Annotated in this window: 18 protein-coding genes, 1 tRNA gene and 2 pseudogenes; 7 read left to right on the top strand and 14 right to left on the bottom strand. The window is 72.7% G+C overall.

Features of this window, described 5'->3' with window-relative positions; translation table 11 throughout:
- Positions 1 to 41: 41 nt before the first annotated feature.
- Complete coding sequence (gene ribA / locus AQJ54_RS14910; protein WP_028809272.1) at positions 42 to 701, bottom strand: GTP cyclohydrolase II; 660 nt, start codon at positions 699 to 701, stop codon at positions 42 to 44.
- Positions 702 to 739: 38 nt separating this feature from the next.
- Between ribA and AQJ54_RS43465 the strand changes: the two genes are divergently transcribed.
- A complete protein-coding gene (locus tag AQJ54_RS43465) occupies positions 740 to 1,555 on the top strand; it encodes a creatininase family protein (RefSeq protein ID WP_079069862.1) in 816 nt (271 codons plus the stop codon).
- A 116-nt stretch (positions 1,556 to 1,671) separates the two neighbouring features.
- Here the strand turns inward: AQJ54_RS43465 and AQJ54_RS46695 are convergent.
- The 5 genes and pseudogenes from AQJ54_RS46695 to AQJ54_RS14935 all read right to left on the bottom strand — a co-directional run.
- Positions 1,672 to 2,835, bottom strand: a pseudogene (locus tag AQJ54_RS46695) (lysylphosphatidylglycerol synthase transmembrane domain-containing protein); the annotation flags it as partial.
- Complete coding sequence (locus AQJ54_RS14920) at positions 2,832 to 3,839, bottom strand: class I SAM-dependent methyltransferase (protein ID WP_062028989.1); 1,008 nt, start codon at positions 3,837 to 3,839, stop codon at positions 2,832 to 2,834. The pseudogene AQJ54_RS46695 and the gene AQJ54_RS14920, both read right to left, overlap by 4 nt.
- Positions 3,836 to 5,020: a glycosyltransferase family 4 protein gene (locus AQJ54_RS14925; RefSeq protein ID WP_062028987.1), complete on the bottom strand. Its 1,185-nt coding sequence runs from the start codon at positions 5,018 to 5,020 to the stop codon at positions 3,836 to 3,838. The genes AQJ54_RS14920 and AQJ54_RS14925 overlap by 4 nt, the downstream gene beginning before the upstream one ends.
- Positions 5,017 to 5,415 (bottom strand): 6-pyruvoyl trahydropterin synthase family protein, encoded by a 399-nt coding sequence (locus AQJ54_RS14930; RefSeq protein ID WP_020123858.1) that lies wholly within the window; start codon positions 5,413 to 5,415, stop codon positions 5,017 to 5,019. The genes AQJ54_RS14925 and AQJ54_RS14930 overlap by 4 nt, the downstream gene beginning before the upstream one ends.
- Before the next feature lie 116 nt (positions 5,416 to 5,531).
- Entirely contained in the window at positions 5,532 to 6,512 is a 981-nt protein-coding gene (locus tag AQJ54_RS14935; protein WP_062237719.1) for a zinc-dependent alcohol dehydrogenase, read from the bottom strand.
- A 121-nt stretch (positions 6,513 to 6,633) separates the two neighbouring features.
- Here AQJ54_RS14935 and AQJ54_RS14940 point away from each other — a divergent pair, with 121 nt between their 5' ends.
- Positions 6,634 to 7,413 (top strand): CDP-alcohol phosphatidyltransferase family protein, encoded by a 780-nt coding sequence (locus AQJ54_RS14940; RefSeq protein ID WP_020135587.1) that lies wholly within the window; start codon positions 6,634 to 6,636, stop codon positions 7,411 to 7,413.
- Positions 7,414 to 7,483: 70 nt separating this feature from the next.
- On the opposite strand, the gene AQJ54_RS14945 is transcribed toward AQJ54_RS14940, so the two are convergent.
- The 5 genes and pseudogenes from AQJ54_RS14945 to AQJ54_RS14960 all read right to left on the bottom strand — a co-directional run bounded on the left by AQJ54_RS14945 (position 7,484) and on the right by AQJ54_RS14960 (position 12,123).
- Entirely contained in the window at positions 7,484 to 7,933 is a 450-nt protein-coding gene (locus AQJ54_RS14945; RefSeq protein ID WP_062028983.1) for a GNAT family N-acetyltransferase, read from the bottom strand.
- Between the two features lie 177 nt (positions 7,934 to 8,110).
- Positions 8,111 to 8,284: pseudogene (locus AQJ54_RS46700) on the bottom strand (MFS transporter); the annotation flags it as partial.
- A gap of 10 nt (positions 8,285 to 8,294) precedes the next feature.
- Positions 8,295 to 10,091, bottom strand: a complete 1,797-nt coding sequence (locus tag AQJ54_RS14950; RefSeq protein WP_062237721.1) for an ABC transporter permease subunit — start codon at positions 10,089 to 10,091, stop codon at positions 8,295 to 8,297.
- Between the two features lie 3 nt (positions 10,092 to 10,094).
- A complete protein-coding gene (locus AQJ54_RS14955) occupies positions 10,095 to 11,576 on the bottom strand; it encodes an ABC transporter substrate-binding protein (RefSeq protein WP_062237723.1) in 1,482 nt (493 codons plus the stop codon).
- 7 nt (positions 11,577 to 11,583) lie between these two features.
- Positions 11,584 to 12,123 carry a GNAT family N-acetyltransferase gene (locus AQJ54_RS14960; protein WP_062237725.1) on the bottom strand — a complete coding sequence of 180 codons (540 nt, stop codon included), beginning with the start codon at positions 12,121 to 12,123 and terminating at the stop codon, positions 11,584 to 11,586.
- 116 nt (positions 12,124 to 12,239) lie between these two features.
- Between AQJ54_RS14960 and AQJ54_RS14965 the strand changes: the two genes are divergently transcribed.
- Both AQJ54_RS14965 and AQJ54_RS14970 read left to right on the top strand, forming a co-directional pair.
- Positions 12,240 to 13,202 carry an ATP-binding protein gene (locus tag AQJ54_RS14965; protein WP_062237727.1) on the top strand — a complete coding sequence of 321 codons (963 nt, stop codon included), beginning with the start codon at positions 12,240 to 12,242 and terminating at the stop codon, positions 13,200 to 13,202.
- Positions 13,203 to 13,233: 31 nt separating this feature from the next.
- Positions 13,234 to 13,626, top strand: a complete 393-nt coding sequence (locus AQJ54_RS14970; protein ID WP_062237729.1) for an SCO5389 family protein — start codon at positions 13,234 to 13,236, stop codon at positions 13,624 to 13,626.
- Positions 13,627 to 13,680: 54 nt separating this feature from the next.
- On the opposite strand, the gene fusA is transcribed toward AQJ54_RS14970, so the two are convergent.
- Both fusA and AQJ54_RS14980 read right to left on the bottom strand, forming a co-directional pair.
- Positions 13,681 to 15,717: an elongation factor G gene (gene fusA / locus AQJ54_RS14975; RefSeq protein WP_062237731.1), complete on the bottom strand. Its 2,037-nt coding sequence runs from the start codon at positions 15,715 to 15,717 to the stop codon at positions 13,681 to 13,683.
- Between the two features lie 331 nt (positions 15,718 to 16,048).
- Positions 16,049 to 17,161: a serine hydrolase domain-containing protein gene (locus AQJ54_RS14980; RefSeq protein WP_062237733.1), complete on the bottom strand. Its 1,113-nt coding sequence runs from the start codon at positions 17,159 to 17,161 to the stop codon at positions 16,049 to 16,051.
- Between the two features lie 161 nt (positions 17,162 to 17,322).
- On the opposite strand from AQJ54_RS14980, the gene AQJ54_RS14985 reads away from it, so the two are divergent.
- Positions 17,323 to 18,525, top strand: coding sequence for an NAD(P)/FAD-dependent oxidoreductase (locus AQJ54_RS14985; protein WP_062237735.1), 1,203 nt, complete (start codon positions 17,323 to 17,325; stop codon positions 18,523 to 18,525).
- Positions 18,522 to 19,439 (top strand): RNA polymerase sigma-70 factor, encoded by a 918-nt coding sequence (locus AQJ54_RS14990; protein WP_062237737.1) that lies wholly within the window; start codon positions 18,522 to 18,524, stop codon positions 19,437 to 19,439. The genes AQJ54_RS14985 and AQJ54_RS14990 overlap by 4 nt, the downstream gene beginning before the upstream one ends.
- Positions 19,440 to 19,509: 70 nt before the next feature.
- Here AQJ54_RS14990 and AQJ54_RS14995 read toward each other — a convergent pair.
- Positions 19,510 to 19,597: transfer RNA gene (locus AQJ54_RS14995), tRNA-Leu, on the bottom strand.
- Between the two features lie 160 nt (positions 19,598 to 19,757).
- Here AQJ54_RS14995 and AQJ54_RS15000 point away from each other — a divergent pair.
- On the top strand, positions 19,758 to 20,183 hold the full coding sequence (locus tag AQJ54_RS15000; RefSeq protein ID WP_062237739.1) for a PAS domain S-box protein: 426 nt from the start codon (positions 19,758 to 19,760) through the stop codon (positions 20,181 to 20,183).
- The last annotated feature ends 13 nt before the right edge of the window (positions 20,184 to 20,196 follow it).

The following is a 20,196-nucleotide window of genomic DNA, read 5'->3' on the forward strand; positions in this document are numbered from 1 at the left end:
TCTTCCTGTCCGGATTTCCCGGCCCGGAATCCGCCCGGCGATCAGGACAGGTGGGCCACCGCGTCCAGATGCGGCAGGACGTGGTCCAGCCGCTCCCGCTTGGTGCGCAGATAGGTGATGTTGCTCTCGCACGGGGTGATCAGCAGCGGCACCGTCTCGGTGACCTCGATGCCGTGCCGCTCCAGGGCCTCGCGCTTGCGCGGGTTGTTGGACATCAGCCGCACCGAGTTCACGCCCAGGTCGTGGAAGATCCCGGCGGCGACGCCGTAGTCCCGGGAGTCCACGGGCAGGCCGAGCGCGAGGTTCGCCTCCACGGTGTCCAGGCCCTCCGCCTGGAGTGCCATCGCGCGCAGCTTGGCCAGCAGGCCTATCCCCCGGCCCTCGTGACCGCGCAGGTAGACGACGATCCCGCTGCCCGCCTTGACCACGGCCCGCAGCGCGGCGTCGAGCTGGTCGCCGCACTCGCAGTGCTGGGAGCCGAACGCGTCACCGGTCAGGCACTCGGAATGCAGCCGGACGAGAACGTTCTCCGAGCCGATGTCACCGTGCACCAGGGCGACTTGTTCGTCACCCCGGTCGTGATCGAGGTAACCGACTGCCTGGAATTTCCCGTACACGGTGGGCAGCGGGGCATTCACCACGCGCTCCACACCCGTACGCTGTGGTGCCTTCTTGCCGAGTACGCCAACTTTGTCTGTCATGATCTGGTTCCTAAGCAGAGACGAAAGGCCGAGAAAAGATGAGTGGTTCGGAAATACGGTCGGCGGCGTACGGTCTGTTGCCGACGGACACTACGGAAGACGTACGGACACGAGGGGCGGGCGTCTCAACACAGGTCGCCGTCCTTCCGGTCGGGAGCTTCGAACAGCACGGCGCGTACCTTCCGCTCGCGACCGACACCCTCGTCGCCTGTGCCGTCGCGCGGCAGATCGCCGCGGCGTACCCGGTGCACCTCCTCCCCCCGGTGACGATCTCCTGCTCGCACGAGCACGCGGCCTGGCCAGGGACCGTCAGCATCTCCTCCGTCACCCTTCACGCGGTGGTACGGGACATCGCGGACTCGCTGCGCCGCTCGGGCGTCGAGGCCCTGGTGGTGGTCAACGGGCACGGCGGCAACTACGTGCTGGGAAACGTCGTCCAGGAGGCGTCCGCGCGCGGGGAGCGGACGGCGCTGTTCCCGGCCGCGGAGGACTGGGAGGCGGCCCGGCTGGACGCGGGAGTGGTCACCTCGTTGCTCACCGACATGCATGCGGGAGAAATCGAGACCTCCATTCTTCTGCATGCGCACCCCGAATCGCTTCGGCCCGGTTACGAGACCTCCGATTTCATCGCGGACGACCGTCGTCATCTCCTCACCCTCGGTATGTCCGGTTACACCGATTCCGGTGTCATCGGGCGCCCTTCGCTGGGCTCCGCGGAAAAAGGGAAAGCGTTGCTGGAGAGCCTCGCGGCTTCCTTCGGAACGTATTTCTCGATGCTGACCGAATCCGGCACCGGGGCCGAATCCGAGGCCGGCACCGGCTCTGTGGCCGGTACCGTGTCCGACGCCGAGTAGGACTCCTCCACCGGGCGCCGCAGTCCCTGGTACCAGCGGACGACCAGGACGGCCGCGCCCGGCAGGCTCGCCACGAAGCTGAGGACGCCGTAGACGATCGCGGTCGCGAGCCCGGCCTCCGCGCCGAGGCCCGTCGCGGCGAACGCCCAGGCGGTGACGCCCTCCCGGGGGCCGAACCCGCCGATGTTCAGGGGCAGTCCCATGGCGAGCAGGGCGAGCACGGCCAGCGGCAGCAGGACGGCGACGGAGGCGCCGGAGCCCGCGATGCGGGCGGCGAGCACGAACATGCCGAGGTGGCCGGCGAGCACGGCGGCCGAGGAGAGCGTGACGCCGGGCCAGTTGCGGCGGGACAGCAGTGCCTCGCGCGCCTCGGCGAGGGTCGCGCGCAGGGCCCGGCCCCGGCGGGAGGAGGGGGCCCGGTTCATGCGCAGGGCCGCGACGACGGCGAGCGCGCCCAGGCCGGCGAGGCCGAGGACCGGGGCGAGCTGAAGGGCGTCGGCCTGCACCGGCGACGGCATGGTGAGCAGGACGGCGCCGCCGACGAGGGCCAACGCGATCTGGCCCGCGGCCCGTTCGAGGACGACCGCGCGCACTCCGCGGCCCATGTCCCCGGCGCTCTGTCCGTGCCGTACCGCGCGGTGCACGTCGCCGAGGACGCCGCCGGGCAGCGCCGCGTTCAGGAACAGGGCCCGGTAGTAGTCGGCGACGGCGGGGCCCAGCGGCAGCCGGATGCGCAGACCGCGGGCCACCAACTGCCAGCGCCAGGCGCTGAACACGGTGGTCACCACGCCGATCGCGAGCGCCGCGAGGAGGGCCGGGGTGTCGATCCGGCGCAGTCCCTCCACGAAGACGCCGGTGCCCAGGCGCCACAGCAGCACGGCGAGGATGGTGACACCGGCGACCGTGCCGAAGTGGGTGCGCAGGGCGCGGGAGTCGAGGACCGCACGCAGAGCGCTGCGCCAACGCGGGACGCGCGCGGGGCGGGGCCGGGCTCCGGTCACGATCACGCCGATGCGGTCCGCGGAGACGGCCGCGGCGGCACGCAGGTCGGCCGCGGACTCCCCGGCCGCTTCGAGGATCTCGGCGCGGGCCACCAGGGCGTCGGCGCGGGCCGTGAGCACGTCGTTGCCGGTCTGGAGCACTTCGGTGCGCAGGGTGAGGGCGCGGTGGGACACCGTGTCCGGCGTGACGGATCCCCCTGAGCGCCGCACCGGCAGGCTCGGCAGCTCAGCCTTCGTCGCGTGCCGTTCGCCGGCCGGTCGCACCGTCTCCACGCTCATGACGCTCCGCCCGTCGGCCGGGACAGTGCCAGCAGGTCGCTGTGGTGCACGACGACGTTCAGCTCGCCCGCGCGGCACGCTTCGAGCCGGTCCTGGAGGTAGCGCTCGGCGCGTTCCTTCAGCTCGGGCCGCTCCTCGACGGCGGCACCCACCCAGCCGCGCAGCCACTGCACGGTGAGCGCGGAGTCGGCGGGCCCCAGCCGCCAGGCGCTGGGGTGCAGCCGTACGGTCGCGCCCCGGTCGGAGAACGCCTCGCAGGCGACGGTGATGGCGTCCGGACCGAGCAGTCCGCCGCGCCGCTGGTGGGCGTTGAACGCGTCGGCGATCTCCTCGTCCAGCGGGTCCGCCGGGCTGAGTTCGACGCGGCCGGCCACGGACAGCGTGAGCAGGGCCGGGCAGCCGGCGCCGGTGCAGGCCGCGGCGAGGGTGTCGATCTCCTCGCGGGTCAGGACGTCGAGGAGTGCGGAGGCTGTCACCAGGGAGGCGCCGGCGAGGGCGTCCGGGGTGAGCAGGCCGACGTCGCCGCGACGGGTCTCGACGGTGACCCGGCTGCCGTCGGCGGCGGAGCGCGGGGAGGCGACGGCCGCGAAGTGCAGCAGGTACGGGTCCCGGTCGTGCAGGATCCAGTGCTGGGGGCCGTCCAGGCGGGGCGCGAGCCAGCGGCCCATGGAGCCGGTGCCGCAGCCCAGGTCGTGGATGACGAGACCGGCCTTGCCCGGCAGGTTGGCCAGCCGGATCCGCAGCGGGTCGATCAGATCCCCGGACCGGGCGGCCGCGTCCGGGCCTTCCCGCAGCTCAAGCCACTCGGGCGCGTACCGGGGGGCGTCGTCGGGACCGGCGTCCCTGAGCCGTACGGTGGGCCGCTCACCGGGACGGACACTGGGTCCGGCACCGGGGATGACCGTTTCCGTGTCGGACGGGACAGCAGGCTTCACGGACGTCACCTCTCGCGGGCCCGGCTGTGCCGGGATCTTGCCGCTCTCCTTGGTCGCCGTCTTCCTCATGCCGCCCTCCTGGGTTCGTTCGGCAGTCGGCCGAGCACTCCGGCCAGGCTGCGGGCCGTGGTCGCCCAGCCGTCCAGGGCGGCCCGCCGGCCCCGGGCAGCCGCCTTGAGCCTGCGTCGTACGTCCGCCTCGCCGAACCAGCCGCGCAGTTCGGCGGCGAGGGCGGCGGGGTCCTCCGGCGGGACGAGGATGCCGGGCACCCCGCCGTCGGGGGCGCGGCCGACCGCCTCGGCCACTCCGCCGACGTCGGTGGCCAGCACCGGGATGCCGCGCGCGAGGGCCTCGGTGACCGCCATGCCGTAGGTCTCGGCGTAGGAGGTGAGGACCATCAGGTCGGCGGCCGCGTAACTGGCGTCGAGCTCGGCCCCGGCCTTGGGTCCCGCGAGGTGCAGGCGGTCCTGGAGGCCGTAGCGCTTGATGAGCATCCGCAGGTGGGCGACGTACTCGGGGTCCTGGGTGATCCCGCCGACGCACACACAGCTCCACGGCAGGTCCTGGGCGCCGGCGAGGGCCTCGATCAGCCGGTGCTGGCCCTTGCGGGGCGTCACCGCGGCCACGCACAGCAGCCGGGACACGCCGTCGGTGCCGGAGGCGAGGGGGGCGATGTCGGCGCCCGGGGTGGCCACGTGGACCCGCTCGGGGGCGAGGCCGTGGTGCGAGACGAGTCGCCGTACGGCCCAGTCGCTGGTGGCGACGACGGCGGGCACGGCCCGCAGCACCTCGCGCTCCTTGACGTCGAGTTCGAGGGCGAGCCCGGGTTCGAGGCCGGTCTCGTCGCCGAGCGGCAGGTGCACCAGGACGACGATGCCGAGCCGCTCCGCCTCCGGGACGATGATCTCCGGGACCCCGCAGGCGACCAGGCCGTCGACGAGGACGACGGTGCCGTCGGGCAGGGCCCGCAGGGTCTGGGCCAGTTCGGCGCGGGCCGCCTCGGCCGGGCGGGGCCAGCTGCCGGCCACCGCGTGCCGCTCGACCTGCCAGCCGAAGCCGGGCAGGTCCAGGCAGACCCGCCGGTCGTAGGCGTTGCCGCCGCTCGGCGCGGTCGGGTCGTCCACGCCGCCGGGCATCACGAAGTGCACGGAACGCAGGGACATCGGGATGATCTCGGCCTTCTTCAGGGCGGCGTGCTGCACGGGCACGTAGTCCAGCGTGGCCGCCCGTCCGGTGGTCAGGTCGGTCACAGGGCACGCTCGTAACTCGCCCAGGCGACATGCGACTCGTGCAGGGTGACGGTCAGTCCCGCGAGACCCTTGGCGCCCTCACCGAGAGCGCCCTTCTCGATACGCTCGGCGAGCCGGTCCGCGATGACCTTCGCCAGGAACTCCGTGGAGGTGTTGACTCCGGCGAAGTCCGGTTCGTTGTCGAGGTTTCTGTAGTTCAGCTCGCTGACCACGGCACCGAGTTCCTGGGTGGCCAGGCCGATGTCGACGACGATGTTGTCGTCGTCCAGCTGTTCGCGCCGGAACGTGGCGTCCACCAGGAACGTCGCTCCGTGCAGTCGCTGCGCGGGGCCGAAGACCTCGCCGCGGAAGCTGTGGGCGATCATGATGTGATCGCGGACGGTGATGCTGAACAACGGACGACCCTCCAGGTGCGGCGCGTCTGGTCCTCCGGCTGATCCCTGCCGGGGGATGCCGTGTAGTACGGCTCCCTGTGTCCCCTTGTTCAGCCGGATCTCACTCTTTTCTCAGGTCAGGCGGTCTTGCCGTACCTCACGAGGTGACAGAGGGCCGGAATCTCCCCACTGGCCAGCAGGGGCATCACCTCCGGAAGTTCTTCGAACGCGCTTTCCCCGGTGATGAGGGCGTCAAGCCTGGGATCGGCGAGCAGTTCCAGCGCGAGGGCCAGCCGGCCGTCGTAACCGCGGTGGGCGCGCGCCGGGGAGACGGTGCCGACCTGGCTGCTGCGCACGGTCAGCCGCCGGGAGTGGAAGGCCTCGCCGAGCGGCAGGCCGACGCGGCGGTCGCCGTACCAGCTCAGCTCGACGACCGTGCCCTCGGGCCTGAGGAGTTCCAGTGCACGGGCGAGGCCCTGTTCGGTGGCGCTGGCGTGGACGACGAGGTCGCAGTCGCCGAGGGCGTCCGCGGGCGACGCGAAACCGACACCGAGGGCGTCGGCGGTCTCGGCGCGGGCCGGGTCGGAGTCCACCAGCTGGACACGGACGCCCGGGAAGCGGGCGAGAAGGGCGGCGACCGAGCTGCCGACCATGCCGCCGCCGACCACCGCGATCCGGTCGCCGATCAGCGGGGCCGCGTCCCACAGGGCGTTCACGGCGGTCTCGACCGTGCCGGCGAGGACGGCCCGTGCGGGCGGCACGTCGTCCGGTACGACCGTCACGGCGCTCGCGGGCACTACGTACCGCGTCTGATGCGGGTGCAGACAGAAGACGGTCCTGCCCTTCAGCGCGGAGGGGCCCTCCTCCACCACGCCGACGCTGAGGTAGCCGTACTTCACCGGTCCGGGGAAGTCGCCCTCCTGGAAGGGTGCCCGCATGGCCGCGTGCTGGCTCTCGGGCACCTGGCCGCGGAACACGAGTGTCTCCGTGCCCCTGCTGACTCCCGAGTAGAGCGAGCGGACCAGCACCTCGTCCTCGCCGGGGGTGGGAAGCGTGACCTCCCGCAGCTCGCCCTCCCCCGGAGTGCGGAGCCAGAACGCACGTGCGGCGGCCTTCATCGAAACCCTCCTGAACGATCGGGAACCCGTGCACGTACCTCGTCACGTAACCGAGGTGTGCACAGGCCGCGCACAGTACGCGGCCTTGATCGACTCTGTCATCTGGCCGGAGGAATCAGCGGTGGCCCTGAACAACACTTACGAAGCAAGGCTGGTCCAGCAGGAGACCGCTGTCGGAGCGGGCGTTCAGATCCTGTTGCTGGCTCTGCTCGGCACGGCGATCGGCATGGGGCCGGCGGGCTGGCTGACCGGCCTCGCCTTCGCCGTCGCCACCTGGGCCGTGCTCTCCAGGGCGCTGCACCGCACCCGGCCGCGCTCCTTCGGTCCGGCCAACCGGGTCACGCTCGGCCGGGCCACCCTGGTCGGCGGGGTGACGGCCCTGGTCGCGGACTCCTTCCAGGACTCCCCGCCGGTCACGCTCTTCGTCGGCCTGACGGCGGTGGCGCTGATCCTCGACGGTGTCGACGGCAAGGTGGCCCGGGCGACGGGCACCTCGACCCCGCTGGGCGCGCGGTTCGACATGGAGGTCGACGCGTTCCTGATCCTGGTGCTCAGCGTGTACGTGTCGATGTCGCAGGGTCCGTGGGTGCTGCTGATCGGCGGCATGCGCTACGGCTTCGTGGCGGCGGCCCGCGTCTGGAACTGGCTGAACGCCCCGCTGCCGCCGAGCATGGCCCGCAAGACGGTGGCCGCGCTCCAGGGGATCCTGCTGCTGGTGGCCGCGTCCGGGTACCTGCCGTTCGCGGCGACCTTCGGGGTGGTGGCGCTGGCCCTCGGGACCCTGCTCTGGTCGTTCGGCCGGGACGTGCTGTGGCTGTGGCGCACGCACCGGGCGGACCAGGCGGCGGTGGAGGAGCTGCTGGAGCTGGTGCCGGCGCGGCGGCAGGTCGTGGCTTCCTGAAGCGGGGCTCTGCTTCGAACGGAGCTTGAAGAGGGCCTGAAGAGGGCCTGTAGAGGGGCTTGAAGGGGGCTCAGCCCTTCAGGGGAACCCGGTACACCGTCGACTCCCGCTGTCGGAATCCCTGGCGTTCGTACAGCCGGTTGGCCGCCGCCCGGTCGGGGCGCGAGGTGAGGTCGACGGTCCGGGCCCCGGCCTCCCGGGCGAGCCGGATGGCCTCCCTGATCAGCAGTCCCGCGACACCCTGACCGCGGGCGGCGTGATCGACGATCACGTCCTCGATACGGGCCCGCAGACCGGCGGGCGCCGGGAACATGACGAGGGTGAGGGTACCGACGACCGTGCCGCCGGACGCCCGCGCGATCAGCATGGTGATGGCGTCACTTGCCAGGATCCGGTCGAGCGCGGCGAGGTCGAGCGCCTCGGCGGTCGAGGACAGCTGGGGCAGCATCCGCGCGAAGGCGTCGACGAGCTCCTGCCCCGCCTCCTGAACGATCTCCACGTGGATGTCCTGAGTCTCCATGGGGGGACCTTATCGCCGGGGTGGGCATGGGGGGTGCCGGGTGAGGTCGTGGAGCGGGTGCGGGTGCGTGGGGGTTGGTCGCGCAGTTCCCCGCGCCCCTGAGGAGTTGCAGTCGACGCGGCTGCGACGGGTCGAGGCCCGAGCAGTCCCGCATGACCGGCGAACCCCGCCCTATGACCACCCGAACCCGCCGATCGGCAGCGCGCATCCGGTGAGGACGACGGGCAAGATCCCGTACCGGCCGGCGAGCGCCCCGCCGATCACGAACAGCCCCTGCTGGCTGAAGGTCCTGAGCCCGAGCACGAACCCGACCAGCCGGCCCGCCATTCCGACGGCCCGCCCCAGGTGGTCGACGTGGACGTCATCCGGTCTCCACCAACTCCCTTGCACGTAGAGGCTGTTCGGAGCCCGAGAGCGCGGTACGGGGGCGCGGCACGCGTCGTCCGGGCCACCGCACCCCGCCCGCCGCGCTCACCGCGAGCGCTCCCAGCAGGGCCAGCGCGGCGGCCGGGGCGAGGACGGCCCAGGGGGCGCGTTCGGCGTAGGGCTGGTTCTCGGCGAGGAGCAACCCCCACTCCGGGGACGGCGGTTGGGTGCCGAGGCCGAGGAAGCCGAGGGAGGCGAGGGCGAGGGCGACACCGGGCAGGCGCAGCAGGGCGTGCCGGGTGACGGGCGGTAGGACCGCGGGCAGCAGTTCGTGGCGCAGGAGGTACCAGCGGCTCGCGCCCAGGCCGCGGGTGGCGGCGAGATGCGGGGTGGCGCGTTCCTGGCGGAGCAGGGACGAGGTGTGCGCGGCGAGCGCCGCCCAGGAGACGGCGGCCACGGCGACGGCGGGCGTGGCGGCCCCGCTCCCGGCGACGGCGGTGACGAGCAGGGCGGCGAGCACCGGCGGTACGGCGTTGACGGTGTCGACGAGCGGCCCGGACAACCGGGGCAGCAGCCCGAGCAGCACGCCGACGACCAGTGCGGCGACGCTGACGGCCAGGGCGACGAGCAGGGTGTCGAGGGCGCCGTGTCCGACCCGGGCGAGCAGGTCCCGGCCGAGCGCGTCGGTGCCGAACGGGTGGGCCCAGGAGGGGGGTTGGAGTCGGGCGCCGGTGTCGAGGGCGAGCGGGTCGCGGAGCAGGCCGAGCGTGACGACGGCCGTCAGGAGGCCGCCGTACACGAACGGCAGGGTGCTGCGGGCGGACGGGCGCGGCCGGTGCAGCGAGTCCAGGGCGCCGTCGCGCAGCGCCGGGCCGGTGACGAGGCGGACGGCGAGTGCGGCGAGGCCGGTGGCGGTGGCCGCGAGGAGCAGCAGGGCGAGGGTGCCGGCCTGGAGGACGGGCAGGTCCTGGGCGAGGGCGGCCTGGAGGGTGGTGCGGCCGAGGCCGGGGATGTCGTAGATCTGCTCGACGGCGACGGATCCGGCGGTGAGGCCGACGACGAACAGGCCGAGGTTGGGCAGCAGGGCGGGCACGCAGCGGCGGACCGCCTGGGCCGCGACGGTACGGCCGCGCAGCCCGCGCGCCTCGGCGGCCAGGGCCCAGGGTTCGGCGAAGGCGCCGGGCAGCAGGTCGTCGAGGAGGCGGCCGAGCACCGCCCCGGCGGGCAGGCCCAGGGCGAGGGCGGGCAGGATCGTCCACCGGGGGCCGTACCAGCCGAGGGCGGGCAGCCAGCCGAGCTGAACGCCGACGACGGTGGCGAGCACGGAGGCGGTGAGGAACTCGGGGAGCGCGGCGAGCATCGCCGAGGCGCCGCCGCCGGCCCGCCGCCCGTCCAGGCGCCGCCGCGCGCCGAGGCCTAGGGTGCGGGCGCACACCAGGGCGGCGGTGCCCGCGGCCACCACGAGTGCCGCCGTCACCAGCAGCAGGGACACCCCGAGCGCCTGGACGACGGCCGGGGTGACCTCCGTGCCGTTCAGCCACGACCGTCCCGCGTCCCCGTGGGGCAGTCCGCCGAGCCACTGGCCGAGCAGGTGCAAGGGGCCCTGGTCCAGGCCGAGTTGCTCTCTGATGTCGGCCAGGGTGCGCGGGTCGGGGTCCCGGTCCGCCGAGCGGGCCTTGAGCACGGTGAGGGCCGGGTCGGTGCGGGACAGCCACGGCAGCAGGCCGATCCCGCACACGAGGACCGCCGCGAGCAGGGCCCGCCACAGGAGGGTGGCGACGCGGTGCCGCATGGATCAGCGTCGCGTTCCGGTGCCGACCAGGGTGCGCTCGTACGGGTCCAGGCGCACCCCCCGCACGTCGGTGCCGACGCCGACGATGATGCTCTGGTGGGCCAGCGGTACCACGGCGTCGGTGCCGAGGATCGCCGCCTCGGCGCGCAGGGCCGCGTCCTGGCGTTCACCGGTGTCGGACACGAGGTCGGCGTCGGCGACCGCCTTGTCGACCTCCTTGTCGCACAGCTGGGCGAGGTTGTAGCCGCCGTCGCAGGTGTAGTCGCTCGCGAGGACGCCGACCGGGTCACCGGTGTCGACGAGGCTGTTGCGGGCTCCGACGAACGCGTCGAACTTCCCGTCGAGCGCGTCGCTTTCGAGCCGCGAGTACTCGCGCACCTGAAGGGTGACCTTGAACCCGGCTTTCTGGAGCTGCTGTTGGAGGACCTGGGCGACCTCGGGGAGTTCGGGGCGGTTGTCGTAGGTGGCGAGGGTGATCGCGGTGCCGTTCGGGCGCGCGGCGGCGGCCCGTCCGGTGGGCCGGACGCGCTTGCCCTCGGCCCAGGTCACGGCCGGTCCGTAGATGCCGGCGCCGGGATCGGCGTACCCCTCGAAGACGCCCTTGACGAGTGCGGAGCCGTCGACGGCCTCGCGGGCGGCGGCGCGCAGCTTCGGATCCTTGAACGGGCCCGACTCCGTGTTGAGTTGGAGGCTGGTGGTGCGGGTGGTCGCGGTCTTTCTGAGGGTGGCCCTGTCGAGGGCGGCGGCCTGGGCGACGGGGATGGCCTCGGCGATGTCGACCTGGCCGGTGCGCAGGGCGTTGGCGCGGGCGGTGCCGTCGGCGACGAAGCGGGCGTCGACGCCGGAGGCCTGGGCGCGGCCGCCCCAGTAGTCGTCGAAGCGGTCGAGGGCGGCGGAGGAGGAGCCGGTGACCTTGGTCAGTTCGAAGGGTCCGGTGGCGGTGCCGACCGGGTCGACGTCCGCCGCGGTGTAGGCCTTGGGGGCGAACACGGCGAGGTTGGGGCTGGACAGCCGCAGCGGCAGCACGGGGTCGGCCGTCCTCGTGGTGACGCGTACGGCGTCCCCCGCCGCCTCTGCTTTCAGCGTCACGCCCGCGAGCGCGGCCGGGGCGGGCCTGGCCTCGGTGGCGTGGGTGAGGGCGGCGGCGACGGCGGCCGGGGTGACCTCGGAGCCGTCCTGGAAGGTGGCCTCGCGCAGGGTGAACAGCCAACTGCGGTCGTTCTCGCGGCGCCAGGACTCGGCGAGCGCGGGGGCGGCGGCGCCGTTGGCGTCGAGGGCGGTCAGGCCCTCGGTGACGCCGAGGCGGCTGAGGAGGGTGGCGTCCGCGCCGTACGGCGAGAGGTTCTCGGCGGGCGGGAAGGCCAGGGCGACGCGCAGGCGTGAGCCGTCGCCTCCCTGGTCGGAGGAGTCGCCGCCCGCGGAAGCGAAGCAGGCGGTGAGGGCGGGGGCGAGCAGCAGGGAGCCCAGCAGGTGTCGGCGTCGCATGGTGGTTCTATCGCCCCATCGGTATCTCGAAGTGGACGACGTCGCTGACGCCGTCCGTGGTCTCGCGCTCGTCGTGGACGACCTTGCCGAGGGAGCGCCAGAAGGGTTCGGCGCCGGGGACGGCCGGGTCGGTGTGCAGGTAGACGGAGCGGTAGCCGCCGTCGGCGGCCGCGAAGGCGAGCAGTTCGCCGACCATGCGCCGGGCGAGGCCGCGCCTGCGGTGCTCGGGGCGGACGTAGATCCGGCGCAACTGCGCGGTCTCGCCCGAGGGGTAGCGCTCGGCGAGTTCGCGCGGGTTCGGCGGGTGGGCGGGGCCGCGGGAGTCGAGGGCGGCGGTGGCCACGACGGTCCGGCGGTCGTCCGGGTCGAGGGCGACGAGGAGGGTGTGGCGGGCGGGGGCCAGGTAGGCGGCGGCCGGGTCGACGATGTCGCCGTGCCAGCGGGGCACGTATCCGGTTCCGAAGTCGCGGTAGACGGTGTCGAGCATCACGGCTCGCGCACCGTCGAGGTCGTCCGGGCCCGCGGCCCTGATGCTGTAGTCACGCACTTGCACATCATATGCATTAAGCCTTTCACCTTGATCGCGGGGCGATTTGACAGTGATCGAACGGACGCCATAGAACCTAGCAACATGACATCCATTTTCAAAAAGATGGAGCGGTAGTGCGCATCGCGTTCGTCGGCAAGGGCGGCAGCGGCAAGACCACCCTGTCGGCGCTCTTCTCCCGTCACCTGGCCCGGTCCGGCGCACCGGTGCTGGCCGTGGACGGCGACATCAACCAGCACCTCGCCGAGGCACTCGGCCACGACGGCGACCCGGCCTCCCTGGGCGCCCCTCCCCTGGGCGCACACGTGGCCGACATCAAGGACCTGCTGCGCGGCACCAATCCGCGTATCGCCTCCCGCGAGGCGATGATCAAGACGACACCGCCGGGCCGTGGCTCACGTCTGCTGCGCCTGCTGGGCGACGACGAACTGCACGCCCGCCATGTCCGGCGGGTGGGTGACGTCCCGCTGATGGTGACGGGCGAGTTCGACGAGAGCGACCTGGGGGTGGCCTGCTACCACTCCAAGCTGGGCGGGGTGGAACTCTACCTCAACCACCTGGTCGACGGCCCCGGCGAGTACGTCGTCGTCGACATGACGGCGGGCGCGGACGCCTTCGCCTCCGGCCTCTTCACCCGCTTCGACGTGACCTTCCTGGTCGCCGAACCCACCCGTAAGGGTGTCTCGGTGTACCGCCAGTACCGGGACCACGCACGGGAGTTCGGGATCCGGATCGCCGTGGTCGGCAACAAGGTGACCGGCGAGGACGACCTGCTCTTCCTCAAGGAGCACGTCGGTGACGACCTGTTGACCCACCTGGTCCAGTCGCCCTGGGTGCGGGCGGCCGAACAGGGCCGCGCGGAGGGCGAGTCGGAGTCACTGGAACCCGAGAACCGGCACGCCCTGTCGGTCCTGCGCGACACGGTCGACACCCACCCCCGCGACTGGGCCGCCCTCCACGCGCACGCGGTCGAGTTCCACCTCCGCAACGCCCGCTCCTGGGCCAACGCGGCGACCGGCCTCGACCTGACGGCCCAGGTGGACCCGGAGTTCACACCGGGCCCGGCCCCCCTTGCCTGACCCCTCCCCCAACAGAACGGAACCGCAGCGCATGTCTCTCGACGTCTCCCCGAAGCTCCTCGCCGAAGCCGAGCAGGGCACCCTCCGGGAGGAGGACTTCGTGGACACCGTCCGCACCTCCCTCCCCTACGCCTACGACCTGATCGCCGACCTCGCCACCCGACTCAAGGGCGGGATCGCCGAGTTCGCCGACAACCAGACCCCTCCCCCGTCCGAGCAGGAGCGTGGCCAGCTCCTGCGCGCCCTCGCCAGTGACGCCATCCGCGGCAGCCTGGAACGCCACTTCGGCGTGGCCCTGGCCTTCCAGAACTGCCACCGGGTGGCGGCGTTCCGCCCGGAGTCGGTGGACGGCGACACCTACGCCCGCTTCACGTCGGTGCGCTCGCAGGTGCTGAACCAGTCGCCGGAGTTCCGGGACTGCTGAGCCGGTCCGGAGGTCAGAGGTGGCCCTCCCGGGTAAGGGAGGGCCACTCGTTCGCTACCGCCGAACCGCGACCCCGGCCGGCGCCGGCGCATACCCCGTCGGTCTGGCCGTGAACGTGCCGCGGCCCTGCGACCGGCTGCGCAACCTCGTCGCGTAGCCGAAGAGTTCGGCCAGCGGCACGGTTGCCGTGACGACCGCCGAGCCACCGCGCGCGACCGAGCCCGAGACCCGGCCGCGGCGCGCGGCGAGGTCGCCGAGGACCGCCCCGACCGCGTCCTCGGGCACGGTGACCGTGACCTCGACGACCGGTTCGAGAAGGACCATCGCGCAGGCCCGCAGGGCCTCCCGGAGGCCGAACCGGCCCGCCGTGCGGAAGGCCGTGTCCGAGGAGTCCTTCACATGGGTCGCCCCGTCGGTGAGGGTGACCCGCAGCCCGGTCACCGGGTGCCCGCCGAGGGGTCCCTCGGCGAGGGCGTCCCGGCAGCCGGCCTCGACCGCGCGGACGTACTCCTGCGGAACGCGCCCGCCGACGACCGCCGAGCGGAACTCGAAGCCCTCCTCGGCCGGTTCGACGTCGAGCACGACGTGCGCGAACTGCCCTGCCCCGCCGTCCTGTTTGACGTGCCGGAAGACCAGCCCGGACACCCCGCGCCCGACCGTCTCGCGGTAACTGACCCTCGGACGGCCGACGTTGAGGCCGAGCCCGTGCTCACGCCGTACCTTCTCCACCGCCACCTCCAGATGCAGTTCCCCCATGCCGGACAGCAGTGTCTGGCCGGTCTCGGCGTCGGTGCGGACGACGAGCGAGGGGTCCTCCTCGGCCAGCCGGGCGAGCGCCGAGGCCAACCGGTCGGTGTCGACGGACCGTCGGGGCTCGACCGCCACGGACACGACCGGTTCGGCCGCGCTCGGCGGTTCCAGTACCAGCGGGGCGTCCGGCGCGCACAGCGTCGAGCCCGCGCGGGCCGACTTCAGCCCGACGAGAGCGACGATGTCGCCGGCGACCGCCCATTCCAGCGGGGCGTGCCGGTCGGCCCGGACCCGCAGGATCCGTCCGACGCGCTCGGTGCGCCGCGCGCCCGCGTCCCACACGGTGGCTCCCTTCTCGATCGTTCCCGAGTACACGCGGACGTAGGTCAGCCGTCCCGTCGGCCCGGCGTTCACCTTGAACGCCAGTGCCGCGAGGGGCGCCGCCGGGTCGCAGGGCCGCTCCTCGCCCTGCTCACCGCGTACGGCGGGCACGTCCAGCGGTGACGGCAGGTACGCCACCACCGCGTCCAGCAGCGGCTCGATCCCGCGGTCGCGGTAGGCCGAGCCGCACAGGACGACCACACCGTCGCCGCTGCGGGTGAGGTCCCGCAGCGCGGCGGTGAGGGTGTCCGCGGAGAGGGTCTCGCGGTCGCAGAACTCCTCCAGCGCGGCGGGGTGCCGTTCGGCGACGGCCTCCTCCAGGAGCCGGCGCCGGCCGAGCGCCTCCTCGCGCAGGGCGCCCGGCACCGGCCCTTCCTCGACCGGGCCGCCGTCGGTCCAGGTCAGCGCCCGCATCCCGACGAGATCGACGACGCCGGTGAAGCCGTCCTCACGGCCGATGGGCAGCTGCACGACCAGCGGGGCCGGGTGCAGCCGCCGCCGGATCGACTCCACGGCCGTGTCGAGGTCGGCGCCCGCGCGGTCCAGCTTGTTGACGAACGCGATCCTCGGCACGCCGTGCCGGTCGGCCTGCCGCCACACCGACTCGCTCTGCGGCTCCACGCCCGCGACCGCGTCGAACACCGCGATCGCCCCGTCGAGCACCCTGAGCGAACGCTCCACCTCGTCGGCGAAGTCGACATGGCCCGGGGTGTCGATCAGGTTGAGGCGGTGCCCGTCCCACGCGCAGCTGACGGCGGCCGCGAAGATGGTGATCCCGCGGTCCCGTTCCTGCGGGTCGAAGTCGGTGACGGTCGTGCCGTCATGGACCTCGCCGCGCTTGTGGGTGGTCCCGGTGGCGAACAGGATCCGCTCGGTGACGGTGGTCTTGCCGGCGTCGACGTGGGCGAGGACGCCGAGATTGCGGACGACGGAGAGCGGGTTGAGGTGGTTGGTGCGCACGGCCCGTGGCCTTTCGGTGCGGTGGTGACAGGGCGGCGCGATGACCCGTACTACGACATGACGGCACGTCAGAAAGGCGTGCCACGGCGGTGAGAGAGCCGTTCAGACAGGCGTGACGGGCGTCCGGTGCCGGCCGCGCAGCGGGCACCGGAGGGGCGGGGACACCAGGATCACGTCGTACGACGTCCGGGGAACGGCGAGAGCTGTGCGCACGCACATGGCCGTACTCCCCTCATTCGTGTCCCTGGTGATCGTTCCTGGTCATGGCGAGTGTAGGGAGCCGACCCGGTCGGCGCACCGGGTTTTCAGGGGTCACCGGTACCGACAACGGTCAGCGACGCAGGCCCTGGAGACCGTCGTAGGCGGCCATGACGAGGCCCAACCCCCGGGTGTCCTGGGCGGGTTCGCGCATCTGGTCGGTCGCGTACGCCACCACCATGCGGGCGTCCGGGTCGATCATGACGAGCGAGCCGCCCCAGCCGCCCCAGCCGAAGCCGGTGCCGAAGAGCCCGTAGCCGAGGCCGTACCGCTGGGTCATGCCGATCACGCGGTCCTCGCCGCTGAACTGCTCCTCCGTGGCCCGCGCGGCACCCGCCGCCGACAGCAGCCGTACGCCCCCGACCGCTCCGCCGCAGGCGAGCGCGGACTGTACGAGGGCGATGGAGCGGGCGTTGCCGAAGCCGCTCGCGGCCGGGATCTGGGCGCGCCGCCAGGCCACGCTGTTGCCGTCCCGGACGCGCAGGGCGGTGGCGGAGGCCGGTGTCGCGTCGGGGCCGGGGCTGGCGGCGCCGGCGGTGTAGTCCTCGTCCCGGCCGGGCGGGGGGACGGTGAGGGCGACGCGGTGGTCGTGGGCGGCGGGGAGGCCGATGTGGAAGTCGGCGCCGAGCGGGCCCGTCACCTCCTCGGCGAGGAACTCCCCGACGGTCCGTCCGGTGATCCGGCGCAGGACCTCGCCGACCAGGAAGCCCTGGGTGAGCGAGTGGTATCCGGCGGCGGTGCCGGGCTCCCAGAGGAGCGGCTGGGCGGCGAGCCGGGCGGTGGCGGCCTGCCAGTCGTACAGCTCCTCGACCGGCCCCTCCCAGTGGGGCAGTCCCGCGGTGTGCGAGAGCAAGTGCCGTACGAGCACCTTCTCCTTGCCCTGGGCGGCGAACTCCGGCCAGTAGCGGGCGACTTGGGCGTCCAGGTCGAGTTGGCCGCGGTCGGCGAGGATCAGTGCGCTCAGGGCCGTCATCGTCTTGGTCGTGGAGTACACGTTGGTGATCGTGTCCTGGGTCCACGGCACGGTCCGGCCGGCGTCGGCGAAGCCGCCCCACACGTCCACCACGGGTTCACCGTCCACGAAGACGGCCACCGAGCCACCGACGTCCCCTTCGTCCAGCAGCGCCGCCAGCCCGTTGGGGACGGCGGAGAACAGGTCGTCGTAGGTGCCCTGGATGTCGGCCATGCCGGGTATTGAGCGCCTCGCGGACGGTCCGGGTCAAACGAATTAACCGGCTCAGCGCGTGGCGCAGGTCACACGCATCTCGCCTCACGTTCCGGAGGCCCGCTTGCGTCTGGTGGTCGTCCGCACGGCGGGAACGACCTACACGAAAGCGATGGCAGACCATGAAGACGACGCACTCGGCAGCGGCCCGGCGGCACGAGGTCCTGGTCCTGGGGGCCGGATATGCCGGGCTCTCCGCCGCGACACAACTCGCCGCACGGAGCAGGAAGCGGGGAGATCTGCGGGTGACGCTGGTCAACCCGTACGACACCTTCACCGAGCGGCTTCGGCTGCACATGACCGCCACCGGCCAGGAGACGGCGGAGATGAGGATCCCGGAGCTGCTGGACGGCACCGGTGCCGTGTTCGTCCGCGGCTGGGTCACCGCCGTGGACGCGGAGGCGAGCACCGTCCGGATCGACGACGACCGGGTCCTGCGCTACGACACCCTGGTCTACGGCCTGGGCAGCATCGCGGACACCGTCACCGTCCCCGGCGTGGACGAGCACGCCCACACCCTCGACGGCCCGGAGTCCGCCGCGCTTCTCGCCGACCGGCTGGAACGGCTCGACGGCGGCACGGTCGTGATCGGCGGCAGCGGACTCACCGGTGTCGAGGCCGCCGCGGAGATCGCCGAACGGCACCCCCGGCTCCAGGTGGTCCTGCTGGGCCGGCAGGAGCCCGGGGCCACCCTGCACCCCAAGGCCAAGGCCCACGTGGACGCGGCGCTCGCCCGGCTCGGCGTGCGGGTGCGCGCCGGAGCCGAGGTGACCAAGGTGCTGCCGGACAGCGTCGAACTCGCGGACGGCTCCGGCGTTCCGGCGGACGTGGTGCTGTGGACCAGCGGCACCCGTGTCCCACCGCTGGCCGCCGCCGCGGGCCTGACCGTCGACGACCGCGGCCGCGTGGTCACCGACGACGCGCTGCGCTCGGTCTCCCACCCGGACGTCTACGCCGTGGGCGACGCCGCGGCGGTCCGTCAGGGCTACGGCGTGCTGCACGGGACCTGCCAGAGCGGGATGCCCACGGGAGTGCACGCGGCCCTGTCGATCCTGCGGGTCCTGGCCGGGAAACAGCCCAGGCCGTTCCGGTTCGGCTACTACCACACACCCGTCAGCCTGGGCCGGAACGATGCCGTCGTACAGTTCACCCGTCCCGACGACAGCCCGCGCCGGATCGTGCTGACCGGCAAGGGCGCCGTGCGGTACAAGGAGATCGTCAGCGCGGCACCGTGGGCCACCTTCGGCCGTATGAAGAAGATGCCCGCCTCGGGCGCGTTCTGGCCGCACGGCGGCCGCCACACCCGGATCCGGAGCGCCAAGTGACCCAGCCGCAGCAGGCCGGCCCCGACCAGCTCGCCTTCCAGCAGTACCGCACGCTGCTCTTCTCGGTCGCCTACCGTGTCCTCGGCACGGCGGCGGACGCCGAGGACGCGGTCCAGGAGACCTGGCTGAAGTGGTCGTCGGCGGATCGTGCCCAGGTCGCCGACCCCAAGGCGTACCTGACGCGGATCGTCACCAACGTGGCCATGGAGCAGCTGCGTTCGACCCGCCGCCAGCGCGAGACGTACGTCGGGCCATGGCTCCCCGAGCCGATCCTCACCGGTCCGGACACCGCCGACGACGTGGCCACGGCGGACTCGGTGTCCATGGCCCTGCTCGTCGTCCTGGAGACGCTGACTCCGCTGGAGCGCGCGGTGTTCGTGCTGAAGGAGGTCTTCGCCTTCAGCTACGTCGAGATCGCGCAGGCGGTGGAACGCTCGGAGGCGGCGGTACGGCAGGCCGCGCTCCGTGCCCGCGCACATGTGCAGGCGCGCCGGCCCCGTTTCGCCGCTGACCGGGCCCGTCAACGGGACGTCACCGAGCGCTTCTTCGCGGCGACGACCGGCGGTGACATCAACACCCTGATGGAGCTGCTCTCCCCGGACGTGACGCTGTGGACCGACGGCGGCGGGAAGGTCCGCCAGGCCCTGAAACCGGTCGTCGGCCTGGAGACGGTGGCCCGTTGGTTCGCCGCGCTCGGCAGCGTGACCTACCAGGGCATCGAGCCCGGGCAGATGCGGGCGGAGCTGACCTCGGTCAACGGCGGCCCGGGGGTGGTCTTCCGCGGCCCTGACCGGGTGATCGCCACGCTCACCTTCGACTTCGACGAGCAGGGCCGTATCTCGACGCTCCACAACGTGGCCAACCCCGACAAGCTGCGCGCCGTCACGGAGGGGACCCGGCACGAGCTGTGCTGAGCGGGCCGGTCACCGGGACGAGAAAAGCGCCGCCCCTGCCGGGGTCGGCGCTTCTTGTTGTGCGATGAGCTGGTGTCCGAGGGGGGACTTGAACCCCCACGCCCGATAAAGGGCACTAGCACCTCAAGCTAGCGCGTCTGCCATTCCGCCACCCGGACCAGGTGTCTGCCGCCTTGACGGGGGTGTTCCCCGCGGCGACATGGACAACAATACCAAGCTTTCGGAGTGCCCTTCACCTGCATATCCGTCCGACCAGGAGCTCTGGCGACAGTATTCTGTATACTATTGACACTCTCGCGGCCCCGACTCGGAGGCGACATGGAAGATCTGGATTCCGCGGTGGTGCTGGGCATGGCGGCTCAGGCGCCCGACGGCATAGTGATCACCGACAGCGAAGGTCTGATCCGTTACTGGAACCGGGGTGCGGAGCGCATCTTCGGGTTCCCCGCGGCCGACGTGACGGGGCGAAGTCTGGACGTCATCATCCCGGAGCGGCACCGCAAGCGGCACCAGGAGGGCTTCGACGCCGCCATGGAGCGCGGGTACAGCAAGTACGGCGACGCGGATCTGCTGAACGTGCCGGCGCTGGCCGCGGACGGCCGCAAGCTGTCCATCGAGTTCAGCGTGGTCCTGCTCTCCGGGCCCGACGGCAGCAGCTACTGCGGTGCGGTCGTCCGGGACGTGACCGCACGGCGTGAGCGGGAGCGAGAGCTGATGCGGCGACGGGCCGAGGCGTCGGTCTGAGGACATGGTGAAG

Origin of the sequence: Streptomyces griseorubiginosus, assembly GCF_001514195.1 — a bacterium.
In the GTDB taxonomy this organism is placed as follows: domain Bacteria; phylum Actinomycetota; class Actinomycetes; order Streptomycetales; family Streptomycetaceae; genus Streptomyces; species Streptomyces griseorubiginosus.

What these genes read in the sequence shown, in the direction of transcription:
- AQJ54_RS14985 (WP_062237735.1), top strand. Translation starts at nt 17,323, where the DNA reads ATGAAGACGACGCACTCGGCAGCGGCCCGGCGGCACGAGGTCCTGGTC.
- ribA (WP_028809272.1), bottom strand. Translation starts at nt 701, where the DNA reads ATGACAGACAAAGTTGGCGTACTCGGCAAGAAGGCACCACAGCGTACG.
- AQJ54_RS14970 (WP_062237729.1), top strand. Translation starts at nt 13,234, where the DNA reads ATGTCTCTCGACGTCTCCCCGAAGCTCCTCGCCGAAGCCGAGCAGGGC.
- AQJ54_RS43465 (WP_079069862.1), top strand. Translation starts at nt 740, where the DNA reads ATGAGTGGTTCGGAAATACGGTCGGCGGCGTACGGTCTGTTGCCGACG.
- AQJ54_RS14945 (WP_062028983.1), bottom strand. Translation starts at nt 7,933, where the DNA reads ATGGAGACTCAGGACATCCACGTGGAGATCGTTCAGGAGGCGGGGCAG.
- AQJ54_RS14920 (WP_062028989.1), bottom strand. Translation starts at nt 3,839, where the DNA reads ATGAGGAAGACGGCGACCAAGGAGAGCGGCAAGATCCCGGCACAGCCG.
- AQJ54_RS14955 (WP_062237723.1), bottom strand. Translation starts at nt 11,576, where the DNA reads ATGCGACGCCGACACCTGCTGGGCTCCCTGCTGCTCGCCCCCGCCCTC.
- AQJ54_RS14950 (WP_062237721.1), bottom strand. Translation starts at nt 10,091, where the DNA reads ATGCGGCACCGCGTCGCCACCCTCCTGTGGCGGGCCCTGCTCGCGGCG.
- AQJ54_RS14980 (WP_062237733.1), bottom strand. Translation starts at nt 17,161, where the DNA reads ATGGCCGACATCCAGGGCACCTACGACGACCTGTTCTCCGCCGTCCCC.
- AQJ54_RS15000 (WP_062237739.1), top strand. Translation starts at nt 19,758, where the DNA reads ATGGAAGATCTGGATTCCGCGGTGGTGCTGGGCATGGCGGCTCAGGCG.
- AQJ54_RS14935 (WP_062237719.1), bottom strand. Translation starts at nt 6,512, where the DNA reads ATGAAGGCCGCCGCACGTGCGTTCTGGCTCCGCACTCCGGGGGAGGGC.